Origin of the sequence: Dyella sp. ASV21, from assembly GCF_016428975.1 — a bacterium.
GTDB lineage: Bacteria > Pseudomonadota > Gammaproteobacteria > Xanthomonadales > Rhodanobacteraceae > Dyella.
This window is the reverse complement of the sequence record NZ_JAELTT010000001.1, coordinates 42086-56524: the sequence shown is the minus strand read 5'-3', so window position 1 is coordinate 56524 and position 14439 is coordinate 42086. Positions and strand designations below refer to the sequence as shown.

Sequence of the window (14439 nt, the reverse complement as noted above, 5' to 3'; positions counted from 1 at the left end):
CAACGCGGCCTTCGTCGCCGCAGCGGTGGTTTCGTCGCAAAGCCGCCCCCAGCCCGATACAGGCTAGGTATGCTCCGTTTCGCCCACTTCACCGCCAGGATGCCTCCCGTGATCACGAACCTGCTCTTCGTCTTCCGCTTGGTCCTGGCCTGGTTCCTGGCGTTGCTGTTTGCCTCGCTCGTGCTCTCCAACGTCCCGCCCTTCCGCTTCTTCGACATCGGCCCGAGCTTTGTGCTGCTCATCGCCGTGGCATTGATGATGGTGGCCACCAGCGCCATCTCGCATCTGCGGCGCGTGCGACTCATCGTGGGCCATGTGGACGACGAGGCCGCCAGCAATCGCCAGCGACGCCGCGTAGAAATTCCGCTGTCGGCGGATGAGGCATTCGACCTGCTCGACGCCGCGATTCGCGAACTGCCCGCCACCAAGGAAGTACAAAGCGCCCGCGATAGCCTGCAGATCCGGGCCAAGCTGCAGCGCGAACTGCCCTATGGGCAAGGCGCCTTTGGACGGCTCAACCCCACCACGTGGTTTGGCCACCTGCGCAACCAAGTCTTCGCCATCGTGACGCCGGGCGAGGAAAGCAGCAGTGTCACCCTGATCTGCGAACCCGAGGCGGCCGCCTGGAGTGACTTGTTCCGCGTGGACGACGGCACCAACCTGGAGAACGCCGAAGCCATTACCCGCGCCATCAGCCGCCGCATCGCCGAGCGCCGCCGCCACGAAAAAATGCAGGCGCAGCAGACCGAGAGCGAGAAGGAACGCACCGTCGCCCGCCTGAACCTGCTGCACGCCCAGGTGGAGCCGCATTTCCTCTACAACACCTTGGCAAGCGCGCAGTATCTGGCCCGCACCGACCCGCCCCAGGCCGATCGCATGCTCGGTCACCTCATCCACTACCTGCGTCATTCCTTGCCGCTCACCGACGATGCACTCTCCACCGTGGGCAATGAGCTGGAGCGCACGCGCGCCTACCTGGAAATCATGAAGCTGCGCATGGGCCCGCGCCTGGCCTTGCAGATCGATGTGCCCGACGAGCTGCGCCCGATCACGCTGCCGCCAATGATGCTGCAGACGCTGGTGGAAAATGCCATCAAGCACGGACTGGAACCCAAGCCGGGTGGCGGCACCGTGTGGATTCTCGCCCGCCGCGCCGAAAACACCGTCACCATCACGGTCGCCGACGACGGACGCGGATTTGGTGCGGCAACCGGCGGCACCGGCATCGGCCTAAAGAACGTGCGCGAACGCCTGCGCCTCATCTACGGCGCGGATGCATCGCTCGCGGTCGTAGCCAATGTGCCTGAAGGTGTCGCCAGCACGATCACCGTACCGGCCCGCATCAACGCGGCTCCCTCGGGAGAGGCATCCCCATGACCAGCGCCATCGTTGCCGAAGACGAAACCCTGCTACGCACGGCGCTATGCGACTTGCTCGGCGAGACCTGGCCGGAGCTGGAGATTCTCGCCGAGTGCGAGGATGGCGCCAGCGCCTTGGAGTCCATCGCGAACCTGCGTCCGGACGTCGCCTTTCTGGATATTCGCATGCCGGGCCTCAATGGGCTCGAAGTGGCGACCGCCGCCGCCGAAGCCAGCCCCACGACGCAGGTAGTGTTCACCACGGCGTATGACCAATACGCCATTGCGGCGTTCGAACGCGGCGCGGTGGATTACCTGCTCAAGCCCATCACCCCCGAACGCCTCACCGCCACCATTCAGCGGGTGAAAAGCCGTGGCGATGCGCGCCAGCCGGATACCGCCGCCCTCGGCGCCCTGCTGCGCGAATTGACGATCAATCAGGGACGCGGCACCCCGCCACTCACCTGGATTACCGCCAGCAATGGTCGCGAAACGCGCCTGATCATGGTGGACGACGTCGCCTATTTCCGCGCCGAACAGAAATACACTGTGGCGATGACCGCCGAAGGCGAAGTGCTGCTACGCAAACCCATCCGCGAACTGGTCGCTGCGCTCGACCCGAACATATTCAAGCAGATTCATCGTTCCACCATCGTCAATCTCAAAGCCGTGGCATCCGTCATTCGCGATGACACCGGCAAGGGCACGCTGCGCCTGAAGCAACGCCCCGAGACACTGACCGTCAGCCAACCCTTCATGGCGCTGTTCCGCAACATGTAAACGCCACGCACCACGCACGAGGTCACCATGAATAAGCTCATCGCGCTCTTCTACGTGCTGCTTTCCTTCGCCGGCTGCGAACAAGGTCGAACCGTCGTCGTGCAATCGAGCGTCGACGGCCGCGACGTGCTCTACAGCAAAGTGCACGTCAACGGATCGCAGGCCGACTTCCAATGCATACGCAGCCAAAGCGGCGAATGCCATTACTCGTTAGTCAACAACGACTGCGCGCCCGCCAGCATCGCCTGCACGGAGCCGCTCGCCCACTTCACCGTTCCGGTCGGCAACACCCGCCACATGACGAGCCTTCCGGCTGGCTTCCAAAGCTGCGTCACCCCTACACCGACGCCCGACGACCGCTGCGTCGCACTAGCCTCTGACCCACCCCCGGAAAACTGGGCCATCGTAAAGTAGAGACTTCGCCACCATGGGCCCCCGTAGCCAACGAGGAGTCAGGCAGTGAAGAAGTCGCGATTTACGGAAGAGCAGATCGCCTACGCGCTCAAGCAGGTAGAGCTCGGAACGGCGGTGGGAGAGGTGTGCCGGAAGATGGGGATCGCTGAGGCGACGTTCTACGTGTGGCGCAAGAAGTACGGTGGCTTGGGCCCGTCGGAGCTCAAACGGCTACGCGTTCTCGAAGAGGAGAACCGCAAGCTCAAACAGCTGGTGGCCGACCTGAGCTTGGACAAGGCCATGCTGCAGGAGGTGGTCACAAAAAAGCTCTGAGGCCTGCCCAGAAGCGTGCCTGGGTAGGCCGATTGCAGGAACGGTTTGGGGTGAGCGAGCGACGCTCCTTGAGAGTGATGTCGATGTCGCGATCGTCATTCGCGTATCGGGCGAAAGCGCGCGATTGCAGTGCGATCCGTATGCGGATGCGGGAAATCGCATTGAGCCGAGTCCATTACGGATGCGAGCGGGTCTTCGTGATGCTGCGGCGCGAGGGCTGGAAGGATAATCACAAACGCGTGCACCGGCTTTACAAGCTGGAAGGCCTATCGCTTCGGCATTGCCGTCCGCGTCGCAGTCGCAGCGCGCGCCGGCGCCAACCCCAGATGATCGCGACTACTCCGAACGAACTGTGGGGCATGGACTTTGTCAGTGACGCGTTGTTCGATGGGCGACGGTTCCGCTCGTTGACGGTGGTGGATCACTTCACCCACGAGTGCCTGGACATTGTGGTGGATCAGTCACTGCGTGGCGAGCACGTGGCGGAGGCCATGGCCAGGTTGGTAGCGCAACGTGGCAAGCCCGCGGCGATCAAGGTGGACAACGGAAGCGAGTTCGCCGGGAAGGTGATGGATCGCTGGGCCTACGAGAATGGCGTGGAGCTGGACTTCTCCCGACGCGGCACGCCGACCGACAACGCGCTGGTGGAAAGCTTCAATGGACGGCTTCGGCAGGAGTGCTTGAACGAGCACTGGTTCTTGTCGCTGGAGGATGCACGGAGCAAAATCGCAGCATGGCGGCGCTTCTATAACGAGGATCGCCCCCACTCTGCACTGGCATGGAAAACACCTGCCGAATTCGCCCGAGAATACGGGTCCCAAGCGAATTCACAGGCGCCGTAACAGGTCGGATTCTCTACCGACTGTTGGCCTAGAAAACGGGGGTGGGTCAAGCAAATCAGCGAGGAAATTGCGCGGGCAAGTTCTAGCGGGCGACTTTGAGAACCTTCCCACGCCACGCCGACGGCTCATTCTCGCTGGTAGGCCTTCGCTATCGCGGCCTGCTCTGCTTTGGCTTTGCCAGCGGCCGCCGACGCGGTGACGTCGCCACGGCCGATCTGCGCAAGACCAGTGACGAGGCTTAGGCTTACATCTACCGGCTGTAATTTTTGACAGCGCGACAGGCGGGCGTCAAGGTAATTTCGAAACCGGGCACAAGCCAATCCTGGGGCGCAGCGTCCAGGCGCTGTCGGCGTGGATCGAGGCGACGGGGATTCATGAAGGAGCAAGTCTCGGCGAATTTGGAAGATCGCTTCGGTCCGGCCGTGCTGCCGGGGGCGATAGCCGCGATCGTCAAGCGACGGGCCTCAATGGCGGTGCTGGAGGGGGACTTTGGGGCGCACAGCCTAAGGTCAGGCTTTTTGACGGAGGCCGCTAAGCAAGGTGTGCCCCTACCTGCCGTGATGGCCATGACTAGGCACCCTGACGCAGGGGCGTCGATAGGATCTGAGAACTTGCTGCACACTTACCCTTCCCTTGGCTGCCGCATTAAAAGCGTTGGCGGCAATTCCATGGACGCGCATCCATACCACAAACATCGATGACGTTATGGGGATGGCCGTGAGCGGCGCCTCACAGAAACCGCACACTGACACGCGGTGAAAACAAAATCCAATGCGACTGCAAGAACTGCCTATGGCGAACGCCCAGCATCGAGTATTCCCTTCTGAGAAATCAATCACACGCCAGCCCCTGCCTACGCATTAACTATGCAACCGCGGGAAGCAACGTCGCCGCGAAAAGGAGACACTTCGATTGCGTCTACTTACTGTAGGTCGGACGCTCCAAAGCCAGACAATTTTCTGGGCCGCAAGCTCTGCACCTGCTTCAGGATCAACAGCGACTGTATTAGCTACTCCACATCCACTCAGGGGAAACACTTTGAAGAATCTTAGGCGTTCACGCCTTGCCACGCTTATTTTGGCGTGTTGCTCTCCTTGCACCGCAGTGGCCGCGACCGCGCAACGCGCCACGGAGGCAGAAGCTGTCTCGGGCGGCACTGTAATTACCGACAGTGATGCCAGTGGCCAGCAGGCCGTTACTCGCACGACAGAGGGCATTTACACGTGGTGGGTATTGCCCAGTGGAAACGTACCCTCGGGCGATTACACTGTCTTTGTACGAGCGCGAAGTGTGGACGGTCAACCTCACGAGTTCACCGATCTGGCCTATGCCGATGACGCTCAAGTCGGAACCATGTCCACAAGCATCACCTCAAAAGCTTACCGGTGGTATCGCTTAGGCGAGTTTGGTTTTGCAGGCTCGACGCTGCGCCTCGCGGATTGGTCGGATGCCTTGCTTGTGGTGGATCGCATCATCATTGAGCCCGTGATAACTGCCAACGCGAAGGATGTGTCCGGCGGCAATTTGGTTTCCGATCCGGCCTCGATGTCTGGCACAGCGGTAACTCGGACAACCGATGGTATTTATACGTGGTGGCAGCCCACTACGACCAGTCTGCCTCATGGTTCCTATTCCGTCTATTTGAGAGCACGCACACAAAACGGTGGCACCTTGAATTTCACGGATTTCGTCTACGTGAACGGTACGCAGGCGGCTATGCTGTCTGTCCCCATTACAGGAACGACCTACCAGTGGATCAACGTAGGCAGCTTTGACTACATGGGATCCAACTTAAGAATAGCGGACTATTCCAGCGCTGGTCTGGCGATCGACCAAGTGAGACTAGTGCAAAACAAACCCATGGATGGCACGCTTGGCCTCTACCACTGGTGGTATGGCAATGCCAGCCTGGGCGGCACGCTCAGCGCTGAGGCGGAAAGCATCGCGGGAGGAACAGCTATCAATGATATCGCCGCGAGCAATGGTCAGGCCGTGACGTTGAGCGCGACGGGCATTTACCTGTGGTGGAACGTGGCGGCGACATCACTGGTGGCGGGCGCCCAGTACACGGTCGATGTGCGAATGAAGTCACTCGATGGCAGCAGCCACAATTTCGGATTAATTGCGAAATCAGGTAGCACGCAACTGGCGCAACAGAGCACTGGCGTCTCTAGCACTTCGTATCAGTGGTACAAAGCCCTCCCCACTATTACCTACAAGAACGGTGGCTTGCTGCTGTCCGACTGGTCTGATGCAGGCTTGGCGGTGGACCAGATTCGCATCCAGCTACTTTCGCCCCAGAGCACGGATTATCAGCAGATCAGTTACTACGGTCAGGGCGCGCCCGGGACGCCTGGTATCAGCAGCACCCCCGGCCGCATGACAGTGCTGCCGCAAACCAATGGGCAAGTTTATGGCTATTTCCGCCAAACCGCGTCCGACAGCTCGCTAGAACAATATGCGGGCGTTTCCTCCGACGGCGGTTTGACTTTTGAAGTGCAACCCCGCCCGATCATCGCCGTGTCCCCCAATCCCAATGTACCAGGCTTTGGGAGCCTGACGGCAGCCTACGATGGCTCACCGTTTCAAACGGCTTCGGGCTACTACCTGGTTTTTGAGGGCGCCGGTACGCACCCATTTTCCTCGTTACTGGCCTACTCTCCCGACGGCCTACACAACTGGACGGTTCAAGGCGGACTGGTCACCCCACCCTCTTACACCAGTAGTGCCAGCACGCCCAGTGTCTTACAGGATGTCGAGTCGTCTGCGCTCTATCTTCAATGGGTCGATGTGGACTCAACAGCCAACAAGACCAGCCGCCACCAAGCCAGTATGAGCTATCTGCAGTCATGGAATTCGCAGGCGACGTGGCCATCGGCGTCCGCGCTATGGTCAGACCCCACCATCGGAGCCCTCGCGCAATCACCTGCGAACACGTGGGACGCAAACAACTACGGAGCGGGTGGGGTCATCAACGAAGACGGCTATTACTACATGGTGTTTGAGGGCGCAGAGACCTATATATGTTCCGCAACGACCACGGGCACGTGGGGTATAGGCCTAGCACGAAACGCGCAGGCCACACTTGCAGACCCTTCGAAATGGGCGAAATCATCCTTCAATCCAATCATGAAGCAGATTCAGCCAGGGGACTGCTGGATCGGCTACCCCCAACTGGCGAAAATCGGCGCTACGTATTTCATCTATTACTCCGACTCAGAAGCCAACTACTCCACATCGGGCACCAATTCGATCTATCGTCGATCCATTGTATTGCCGGTATTGCCGAACAATTGACGTCGACATATTTGGTGTATGCGGCCGGTGCGGCCATAGGCAGGCTGAAGCGCCCTCGTACTTCGAGTCATTCAGAAGTAGAGGTGATTGATGATGCCATGGCATAGCGGATGGGCGACAGACCGCCGAGAGAGCGATGCAGTCGGTCATGGCTGTAGCGGTGTTGCCAGTCGTCGGTCATGCGTCGGACTTGGGCCAGTGTGGTGAAGACGTAGCGGTCCGGCCTTCGGTGCGGTTGAAGCGCTCGATATACGCGTTCTGAGTGGGCTTGCCTGTCTGGATGTGTAGCAGTTCGACGCCGTGACGTTGCGCCCATTGCTTGAGCGCCGCACTGATGAACTCCAGGCCGTTGTCCAATCGCAGCCGTCGCGAAGCTCGACAAGCTCGTCCAGCACCCGAATGACGCGTTGCGAGGGCAGGCTTGTATTAATCTGGATACGCAGTGACTGGCGATTGAAATCATCGTTGAACGTTGATCGTTGAACGTTGAAGGTGCGAAAGCGTCGGCCCGACCACAGCGCGTCGCTCATGAAATCCGCCGACCAGGTGTGATCGGCGTGCATGGGAATCTCCAGCGGTTCGCGGATGCGATCAGGCTGGCGCCGCTTGCCTCAACGCGGCGGGTTTAGCTTCAGGGCCACGTAGACCCGCCAAATACGGGTCTTACCGAACCCCTCGGGCCGAAGGGCTTGATCGAAAAGCAGGCCAAAACCGTGGCCCGGATTGTCCTTCAGATGCGCCTCGATGGCGATGATCAACGGACCATCGTCACGCGTACGCGGGTAAAACGGGGTCAAACGGGGTCAGGTTCACTTTCCATGATGTCCTACTGGTGGAGATCAACGCCGAACGAGGCGCGACCTTTTGCGCACCGCTGCGCGAGGATGTCGAGCGCGACAAATTGCTCGCCGACCCTGCGATTCGCGGGCATTCGCCAGGCACACCACCCACCGCGCAGGAAGTGAACCTCTCCCGGTTTGCAACAACAACGTGCTTTGGGGTGGGATGCATTCAGAGCGCGCTCGCGCTCTCGTTGACGGAGAATCTCCTGTGCGGCGCTTTCGTGCGACTGCGCCATGGCCGTAGCCAGCGGTGTGCAGATGCCCATCACAATGCACCAGGATCGTCTATGCAAAAGGTTTACTCGATGCTTCACGACGTTCGCTTCCTTCGAGGCAAGCCTCCCCGCACCGCGACAAACGTCGCAGCCCGCGATGGCCTGGGGATATTCGAAAAAGTGGAGAGCGAACCCACTGCTTGAGTGACTGCCACGCCCTTCCTGCGTACAGCACCAACAAGCTCGCCGCTGCCGATCGGGGAGATAGACGCGAACGATCTTGCTGGCAGTTTCGAGACTAACGGGGAGTTCTACGCCCAAAAATCGGACAAGGCTCAAAATGCCGAGTGGTCTCCCGAACGACAGGCGTCCATGGCGAAACCTCAAGCGCGGCGCCTGCCATTGATCTTCACGAGCCGTCGCACCAGAGCTAAGGTGACCGATGCGACCAAGCCTTCTCTGACGCCATCGACTCGCCTGCACACGCACCCTGTGGCTAGAATCAGGCTTCACATATGCGGGGGCGGGCAATGCCTTGGAACAGGTGGGCGAGTTGGCTGGGCGTGGTAGCGACAAGTTTGCTCGCGGGAGCGGCAGTCGCGGCAACGCCGACGCCCCACGGCGACGTCCTGCTGCTACCTGATCGCGTATGGACGGCCGATGGCGATGTCGCTCACCCCGGCTGGGCCGTACTGGTGCATGAGGGCGCGATTGCCGCCGTTGGCCCCACCCGCAGCCTGAGCGTACCGGCCGACACCCAGCGCATTGAATTACCCGGCGCTACGCTGCTGCCTGGCCTGATCGACCTGCACTCGCACGTGTTCCTGCATCCCTACAACGAGACGTTGTGGAACGATCAGGTGCTCAAGGAACCGCAGGACTACCGCACCCTGGCCGCCGCCGTGCACGCACGCGCCACCTTGCTCGCTGGCTTTACCGCCTTGCGCGACCTGGGCACCGAGGGTGCCGGCTATGCCGATGTCTCGGTCAAACGCGCCATTGATGACGGCATGATTCCCGGTCCGCATCTGTTTGTCGCTACCCGCGCCATTGTTGCTACCGCCAGCTACGGCCCCGGTCCGCGCGGATTCCGCCCCGACATGGATTTACCGGGCGGCGCCGAGGAAATCAGCGGTGTCGACGAAGCCATTCGCGCAACGCGCGAGCAGGCGGGTCGCGGCGCGGACTGGATCAAGCTGTATGCCGATTACCGCGTCGGCACCGATGGCAGCACGCAGCCCACGCTATCGCTGGCGGAGATGAAAGCCATCGTGGATACCGCGCATCTCTCCGGGCGCCCGGTGGCCGCGCACGCTTCCAGCGATGCCGGCGTGCGATTGGCCGTGGAAGCCGGCGTGGACAGCATCGAGCATGGCTACGGCGCCAGCGAGGCTACCTTCCGCCTGCTCAAGCAACACGGCGTGGCTTATGAGCCCACGCTCACTGCCGTGGAATCCACCGCACAGTATTTCGAGCACTACGTGCCGGGCCAAAGCCCACCCACCGCGCGGATGCAGGAGGCCAAACGTGCCTTCCGCACCGCGCTCAAGCTCGGCGTAACCATCGGTAACGGCAGCGATGTCGGCGTGTTCGCGCATGGCGACAACTGGCGCGAGCCGGCCAACATGGTGCGCGACGGCATGACCGCGCCGCAGGCGCTGCACGCCGCCACGGACGTCGCCGCGCGCATCCTGCGTCAACCGCAAGCACTCGGACGCATCGCGCCGGGCCTTCGCGCGGACCTGGCGGCGTTCCAGGGCGATCCCAGCGCGCACATCGAGGATCTGGCTCACCCCGTCTTCGTGATGAAGGACGGTATCGTTTACCGCACACCACAAAGCACACCATGACCGACTATCTGATCCGCCCCATCGAGGCACGCGACAACGCCGCCATGGCCCATATCATTCGCGCGGTGATGCCGGAGTTCGGCGCGGATGGCCCGGGCTTCGCGATTCACGATGCCGAAGTGGACACCATGTACGAGGCGTACCGCCGCCCACGAAGCGCCTACTTCGTGGTGGAACGCAACGGCGAAGTGCTGGGCGGCGGTGGCGTCGCTCCATTGGAGGGCGGCCATTCGGCGGTATGCGAGCTGCGCAAGATGTACTTTCTACCGCAGGCGCGCGGCCTGGGCGCGGGCCATGCCATGATGTTGCGCTGCCTTGACGCGGCGCGCGAGCATGGCTTCAGCCAGTGCTACCTGGAAACGCTCACCGGGATGGACGCAGCGCAAGCGCTCTATCACCGTCACGGATTCACCACGCTGCCTGCGCCCCTGGGCGGCACCGGACATTTCAGCTGCGACCGGTTCTTTATCCGCGAACTGTAGGAGGCCACCTCATGTCCAACCACGATCCCAGGGTCGATGCATACATCGCCAAGTCGGCCGAGTTCGCCCGGCCCATCCTGGAACATTTGCGTGCCGTGGTGCATGCGGCTTGCCCGGACGCGCAAGAGGCCATCAAGTGGAGCATGCCGTTCTTCCTCTACCAGGGCGCGCCCCTGTGCCACATGGCGGCGTTCAAGCAACACTGCTCCTTCGGTTTCTGGCGCGGCAAGGACGTGGTGGCCCATGCGGACCAAAGCCGTGACGAGGGCATGGGGCAATTCGGCAAGCTTTCTGAGCTTAAGGATCTGCCCAGCAAGAAGGAACTTACCGTCCTCGTGAAGAAGGCCGCGGCGGCCATTGCCGATGGCACCCGCGCCGCGCGTCCCAAGAGCGCGCCGAAACCGCCACCGTCGCTGCCGCCGGACCTCGCCGCGCTGTTCGAAAAAAAGCAGCACGCCGCCGCGCGCAAGCATTACGAGAGTTTCCCGCCGGGTGCACAGCGCGAGTATGTGGATTGGATTACGGAAGCGAAAACCGACGCCACGCGCCAAAAGCGCATCGCCAGCGCGCTGGAGTGGCTGACGGAAGGCAAGCGCCGCAACTGGAAGTACGAATCATGCTGAAGGCACCCCAGCTGCACTTCGCCATCGACGACCCCGCCTCCTCGGAGGTGATGCCGCTGATCGAGCAATTGGACGGCTATTTGGCGGAGCTCTATCCCACCGGCAATATCCATCCGGTGCCGGTGGAGGAGCTGAAACAGCCCAATGTCACCTTCCTCACCGCCCGGGTGGATGGCCTCCCGGTGGCTTGCGGCGCCTGCGTATGGCATGCCGGTTATGTCGAGGTGAAGCGCATGTACGTGTTGCCGGCCTGCCGCGGGCTGGGCCTGGGTAAACAGTTGCTGGAGGCGCTGGAGAAGGAAGTGCGTCGCGGCGGCGGCCGGTTGATCCGCCTGGAGACCGGCACCGCCCAGGCCGAGGCGCTGGAACTGTACGAGCACGCCGGCTATCGCCGCTGCCCGCCTTTTGGCGAGCACCACGCCAATCCCCGCAGCGTCTGCATGGAGAAAGCCCTCGCATGATCCGCATCGCCCGCGCAGACGACGCCGCTGCCGTCCATGCCATCTATACCCCTTCCGTGCTGGATGGCGTGGAGACCTTCGAAACCGAACCGCCCGGCGTGGACGCCATGCGCGAACGCATCATCACGCGCCTGCGCCAGTACCCGTGGCTGGTCTGGGAGGAGCATGGCCGCGTGCTCGCTTATGCCTATGCCAGTCGCTTCCGCGAACGGGCGGCCTATGACTGGATCGCCGAGACTTCCATCTATGTCCATGCCGATGCCCGACGGCGCGGCATCGCCAGCCGGCTTTACCGCGGCCTGCTGGACAGCATGCGCCTGCAGGGACTCAACCAGGCGGTGGGCGTCATTACCCTGCCCGGTCAGGCCAGCGTCGCCATGCACGAGGCCATGGATTTCACCCCTGCCGGGGTCTGGCGCAGCGCCGGCTACAAGCTTGGCCGCTGGTGGGACGTGGGCGTATGGCAAAAGGAGCTGCAGGCGCCTGGCAACCCGCCGCAGCCCGTGCGCCCCTTCGTCCAACTGGTCGACGACCCGGCACTGCGGGCCCTGCTGCAGGTCGGCTAAACTTGTCCGCTGGACTCATTCAGCGGACACCCCCATGCAGCTCAATCAGGTCAAGGCGATCATTACCGGCGGCGCCTCCGGTCTCGGCCACGCGGTGGCTCAGTTCATCGTCGCCCACGGCGGCAAGGTCGCCCTGTTCGACGTCAACGAGGACAAGGGCCAGGACGCCGCCAAGGCGCTCAACGGCCACTTCTTCCGCACCGACGTCACCTCCGAAGAGGGCGTGAGCGCCAACGTCACCGCGGCGCGCGACGCCATGGGCGGCCTCAACGTGGTGGTGAACTGCGCGGGTATCCTGGGCGCCGGCCGCATGCTGGGCAAGGAAGGCCCGATGCCGCTCAATACCTTCGCCACCACCGTGATGGTGAACCTGGTGGGCAGCTTCAATGTGGCCAAGGCGGGCGCCGCCCTCATGCAGCACAACGAGGCCGGCGAAGACGGCGAGCGCGGCGTGATCATCAACACCGCCTCGGTGGCCGCGTACGAGGGCCAGATCGGCCAGGCCGCCTACTCCGCCTCCAAAGGCGGTGTGGTGGGCATGACCCTGCCGATGGCGCGCGAGCTGTCGCGCTTTGGCATCCGCGTGGCGACCATCGCCCCGGGCATCTTCTGGACCCCGATGGTGGATGGCATGCCGCCGCAGGTGCAGGAGGCGCTGTCGGCCTCCATCCCGTTCCCCTCGCGCCTGGGCAAGCCAGACGAGTTCGCCAACACGGTGGGCTTTATCCTGGGCAATCGCTACATCAACGGCGAAACTATCCGCCTCGATGGCGCGGTGCGTCTGCAGCCGAAGTAATTCCCCTTCCCCGTCATCCCCGGCGAAAGCGTGGAGCCGGTGACTTTGGCGTCTGAGGATGAAAGACGCTGGATTCCCGCTTTCGCAGGAATGACGATCGTGAAACGCCCCAACTATTTGGTCTTACACCGATGAAAGCTTCCGACGTCAAGAAAGGCAACGTAGTCGAACACGAAGGCACCGTGTACCAGGTGCGCGATATCGAACGCAGCGCGCCCACCGCGCGCGGCGGCAATGTGACTTTCCGCTTCACCATGTATTCGATCCCCGGTGGCCGCAAGTTCGACCTGAGCCTGCGTGCCGACGACGATCTGAAGGAAATGGACCTGGTGCGCCGCGCGGCGAATTTTTCGTACATGGACGACGGCGCCTTCGTGTTCATGGACAACGAGGATTACACCCAGTACCTGCTCTCACCCGAACTGATCGGCGAGAACGGCGGCTATATCGTGGAAGGCGTCGAGGGCTACTACGTCCAGCTGATCGACGACGCCCCGGTAGGCCTGCAGGTGCCGACCAGCGTAACGCTCACCGTGGTCGACACCGCACCGGAACTCAAGGGTGCGAGCGCCACCAAGCGCACCAAGCCGGCCAAGCTCAACACCGGCATCGAAATCCAGGTGCCCGAATACATCACCAACGATGAGAAGGTGTGGGTGAACACGCTTACCGGCGAGTTCGCCGGCCGCGCCTGAGCCTTGCGCACACGTTGTCCGACAGCGGCGCCCGGGTTACCGGGCGCCGTTTTCATTTAGCTTGACCTCGCGCAGCGGCTGCGGCAGTTTCGTCACACTCCCCCGTGACGAGACCGCCATGCCTTCGATCGCCCCCCGGCGTGCGTTGTTGTTGTCTTCGCTGCTGTCCGTGCTGGCTGCCTGTGCGCCCGTGCCGGTGCACAACCCGATGGCGCAATGGGTCCCCTCGCCGAATATGGATGCGCGCCGACCGGTGCTCATCGTCCTTCATTTCACCAATGAACATTCCGCCGCGCAGGCACTGCATACGCTGCGCACAGGCAATAGCGGCGGCCCGGTGAGCGCGCATTACCTGGTTGGCAACGATGGGCACATCTATCAGTTGGTGGCCGATGAACAACGCGCCTGGCATGCCGGTGCCGGGCGCTGGGGCACCATCACCGACGTCAATTCGGCGTCGATCGGCATCGAACTGGACAACGATGGCGACTCGCCCTTTACCCAGGCGCAGATCGACAGCCTGCTAGGCCTGCTGGCCGATCTCACACAGCGCTGGCGCATCCCGCCCACGCAGATCATCGGCCACGAAGATCTCGCGCCTGGTCGCAAGGACGATCCGGGCCCACGCTTTCCCTGGCAAAAGCTAGCCCAGGCCGGCTTTGGCCTGTGGCCACGCGGGACGCTGGTCGATCCACCGGCTACCTTCGATCCGTGGATGGCGCTGGGCCTGATCGGCTACCCGCTGGACAACCGCACCGCCACGGTGCGCTCTTTCCACCACCATTTTCGCGGCATGGATGGCGACACGCTCGACGACCAAGACCTGCGCATTCTCTACGCGCTGTCGCGCCAGCTCGGCGCCGTTCGCTGACACCGGTTTCGTCGCGCTCGCTTCAGGCGGCCTGA

Annotated in this window: 17 protein-coding genes; 15 read left to right on the top strand and 2 right to left on the bottom strand. The window is 62.4% G+C overall.

Features of this window, described 5'->3' with window-relative positions:
• Positions 1-108 precede the first annotated feature (108 nt).
• The 6 genes from JHD67_RS00305 (at position 109) to JHD67_RS00280 (ending at position 7003) form a co-directional block, all read left to right on the top strand.
• Positions 109-1377, top strand: coding sequence for a histidine kinase (locus tag JHD67_RS00305; RefSeq protein ID WP_343214271.1), 1269 nt, complete (start codon positions 109-111; stop codon positions 1375-1377).
• The gene (locus JHD67_RS00300) at positions 1374-2138 is read left to right on the top strand and encodes a LytTR family DNA-binding domain-containing protein (RefSeq protein ID WP_199096176.1); all 765 of its coding nucleotides are present in this window, start codon (positions 1374-1376) and stop codon (positions 2136-2138) included. Before JHD67_RS00305 ends, JHD67_RS00300 begins: the two co-directional genes overlap by 4 nt.
• A gap of 27 nt (positions 2139-2165) precedes the next feature.
• Positions 2166-2552, top strand: coding sequence for a hypothetical protein (locus JHD67_RS00295; RefSeq protein WP_199096174.1), 387 nt, complete (start codon positions 2166-2168; stop codon positions 2550-2552).
• A gap of 45 nt (positions 2553-2597) precedes the next feature.
• A protein-coding gene (locus JHD67_RS00290; RefSeq protein ID WP_199096172.1) for an IS3 family transposase occupies positions 2598-3706 on the top strand; the annotation gives its coding sequence in 2 pieces (ribosomal slippage) (positions 2598-2850 and positions 2850-3706; 1110 coding nt in all).
• 95 nt (positions 3707-3801) lie between these two features.
• The gene (locus JHD67_RS00285) at positions 3802-3948 is read left to right on the top strand and encodes a hypothetical protein (RefSeq protein ID WP_199096170.1); all 147 of its coding nucleotides are present in this window, start codon (positions 3802-3804) and stop codon (positions 3946-3948) included.
• Positions 3949-4996: 1048 nt separating this feature from the next.
• Positions 4997-7003 (top strand): hypothetical protein, encoded by a 2007-nt coding sequence (locus JHD67_RS00280; RefSeq protein WP_199096167.1) that lies wholly within the window; start codon positions 4997-4999, stop codon positions 7001-7003.
• Between the two features lie 177 nt (positions 7004-7180).
• Here the strand turns inward: JHD67_RS00280 and JHD67_RS00275 are convergent, their stop codons facing one another.
• Positions 7181-7360: an integrase core domain-containing protein gene (locus tag JHD67_RS00275; RefSeq protein WP_199096165.1), complete on the bottom strand. Its 180-nt coding sequence runs from the start codon at positions 7358-7360 to the stop codon at positions 7181-7183.
• Positions 7361-7614: 254 nt separating this feature from the next.
• A complete protein-coding gene (locus JHD67_RS00270; RefSeq protein ID WP_199096163.1) occupies positions 7615-7761 on the bottom strand; it encodes a hypothetical protein in 147 nt (48 codons plus the stop codon).
• A 74-nt stretch (positions 7762-7835) separates the two neighbouring features.
• Here JHD67_RS00270 and JHD67_RS00265 point away from each other — a divergent pair, with 74 nt between their 5' ends.
• From JHD67_RS00265 to JHD67_RS00225, 9 genes are all read left to right on the top strand, one after another.
• Positions 7836-8264 (top strand): hypothetical protein, encoded by a 429-nt coding sequence (locus JHD67_RS00265; protein ID WP_199096161.1) that lies wholly within the window; start codon positions 7836-7838, stop codon positions 8262-8264.
• Positions 8265-8590: 326 nt separating this feature from the next.
• Complete coding sequence (locus JHD67_RS00260) at positions 8591-9910, top strand: amidohydrolase family protein (RefSeq protein WP_233171530.1); 1320 nt, start codon at positions 8591-8593, stop codon at positions 9908-9910.
• Complete coding sequence (locus tag JHD67_RS00255) at positions 9907-10392, top strand: GNAT family N-acetyltransferase (RefSeq protein WP_199096156.1); 486 nt, start codon at positions 9907-9909, stop codon at positions 10390-10392. Before JHD67_RS00260 ends, JHD67_RS00255 begins: the two co-directional genes overlap by 4 nt.
• Positions 10393-10403: 11 nt before the next feature.
• Positions 10404-11015, top strand: coding sequence for a YdeI/OmpD-associated family protein (locus JHD67_RS00250; protein ID WP_199096154.1), 612 nt, complete (start codon positions 10404-10406; stop codon positions 11013-11015).
• Entirely contained in the window at positions 11009-11476 is a 468-nt protein-coding gene (locus JHD67_RS00245) for a GNAT family N-acetyltransferase (RefSeq protein WP_199096153.1), read from the top strand. The genes JHD67_RS00250 and JHD67_RS00245 overlap by 7 nt, the downstream gene beginning before the upstream one ends.
• Positions 11473-12042, top strand: coding sequence for a GNAT family N-acetyltransferase (locus tag JHD67_RS00240; protein ID WP_199096151.1), 570 nt, complete (start codon positions 11473-11475; stop codon positions 12040-12042). Before JHD67_RS00245 ends, JHD67_RS00240 begins: the two co-directional genes overlap by 4 nt.
• Before the next feature lie 34 nt (positions 12043-12076).
• The gene (locus JHD67_RS00235) at positions 12077-12838 is read left to right on the top strand and encodes an SDR family NAD(P)-dependent oxidoreductase (protein WP_199096149.1); all 762 of its coding nucleotides are present in this window, start codon (positions 12077-12079) and stop codon (positions 12836-12838) included.
• 131 nt (positions 12839-12969) lie between these two features.
• A complete protein-coding gene (yeiP, locus tag JHD67_RS00230) occupies positions 12970-13533 on the top strand; it encodes an elongation factor P-like protein YeiP (RefSeq protein ID WP_199096148.1) in 564 nt (187 codons plus the stop codon).
• A 118-nt stretch (positions 13534-13651) separates the two neighbouring features.
• Entirely contained in the window at positions 13652-14404 is a 753-nt protein-coding gene (locus tag JHD67_RS00225) for an N-acetylmuramoyl-L-alanine amidase (RefSeq protein WP_199096147.1), read from the top strand.
• Positions 14405-14439 lie beyond the last annotated feature (35 nt).

What these genes read in the sequence shown, in the direction of transcription:
- JHD67_RS00300 (WP_199096176.1), top strand. Translation starts at nt 1,374, where the DNA reads ATGACCAGCGCCATCGTTGCCGAAGACGAAACCCTGCTACGCACGGCG.
- JHD67_RS00295 (WP_199096174.1), top strand. Translation starts at nt 2,166, where the DNA reads ATGAATAAGCTCATCGCGCTCTTCTACGTGCTGCTTTCCTTCGCCGGC.
- JHD67_RS00260 (WP_233171530.1), top strand. Translation starts at nt 8,591, where the DNA reads ATGCCTTGGAACAGGTGGGCGAGTTGGCTGGGCGTGGTAGCGACAAGT.
- JHD67_RS00255 (WP_199096156.1), top strand. Translation starts at nt 9,907, where the DNA reads ATGACCGACTATCTGATCCGCCCCATCGAGGCACGCGACAACGCCGCC.
- JHD67_RS00250 (WP_199096154.1), top strand. Translation starts at nt 10,404, where the DNA reads ATGTCCAACCACGATCCCAGGGTCGATGCATACATCGCCAAGTCGGCC.
- JHD67_RS00245 (WP_199096153.1), top strand. Translation starts at nt 11,009, where the DNA reads ATGCTGAAGGCACCCCAGCTGCACTTCGCCATCGACGACCCCGCCTCC.
- JHD67_RS00240 (WP_199096151.1), top strand. Translation starts at nt 11,473, where the DNA reads ATGATCCGCATCGCCCGCGCAGACGACGCCGCTGCCGTCCATGCCATC.
- JHD67_RS00235 (WP_199096149.1), top strand. Translation starts at nt 12,077, where the DNA reads ATGCAGCTCAATCAGGTCAAGGCGATCATTACCGGCGGCGCCTCCGGT.
- yeiP (WP_199096148.1), top strand. Translation starts at nt 12,970, where the DNA reads ATGAAAGCTTCCGACGTCAAGAAAGGCAACGTAGTCGAACACGAAGGC.
- JHD67_RS00225 (WP_199096147.1), top strand. Translation starts at nt 13,652, where the DNA reads ATGCCTTCGATCGCCCCCCGGCGTGCGTTGTTGTTGTCTTCGCTGCTG.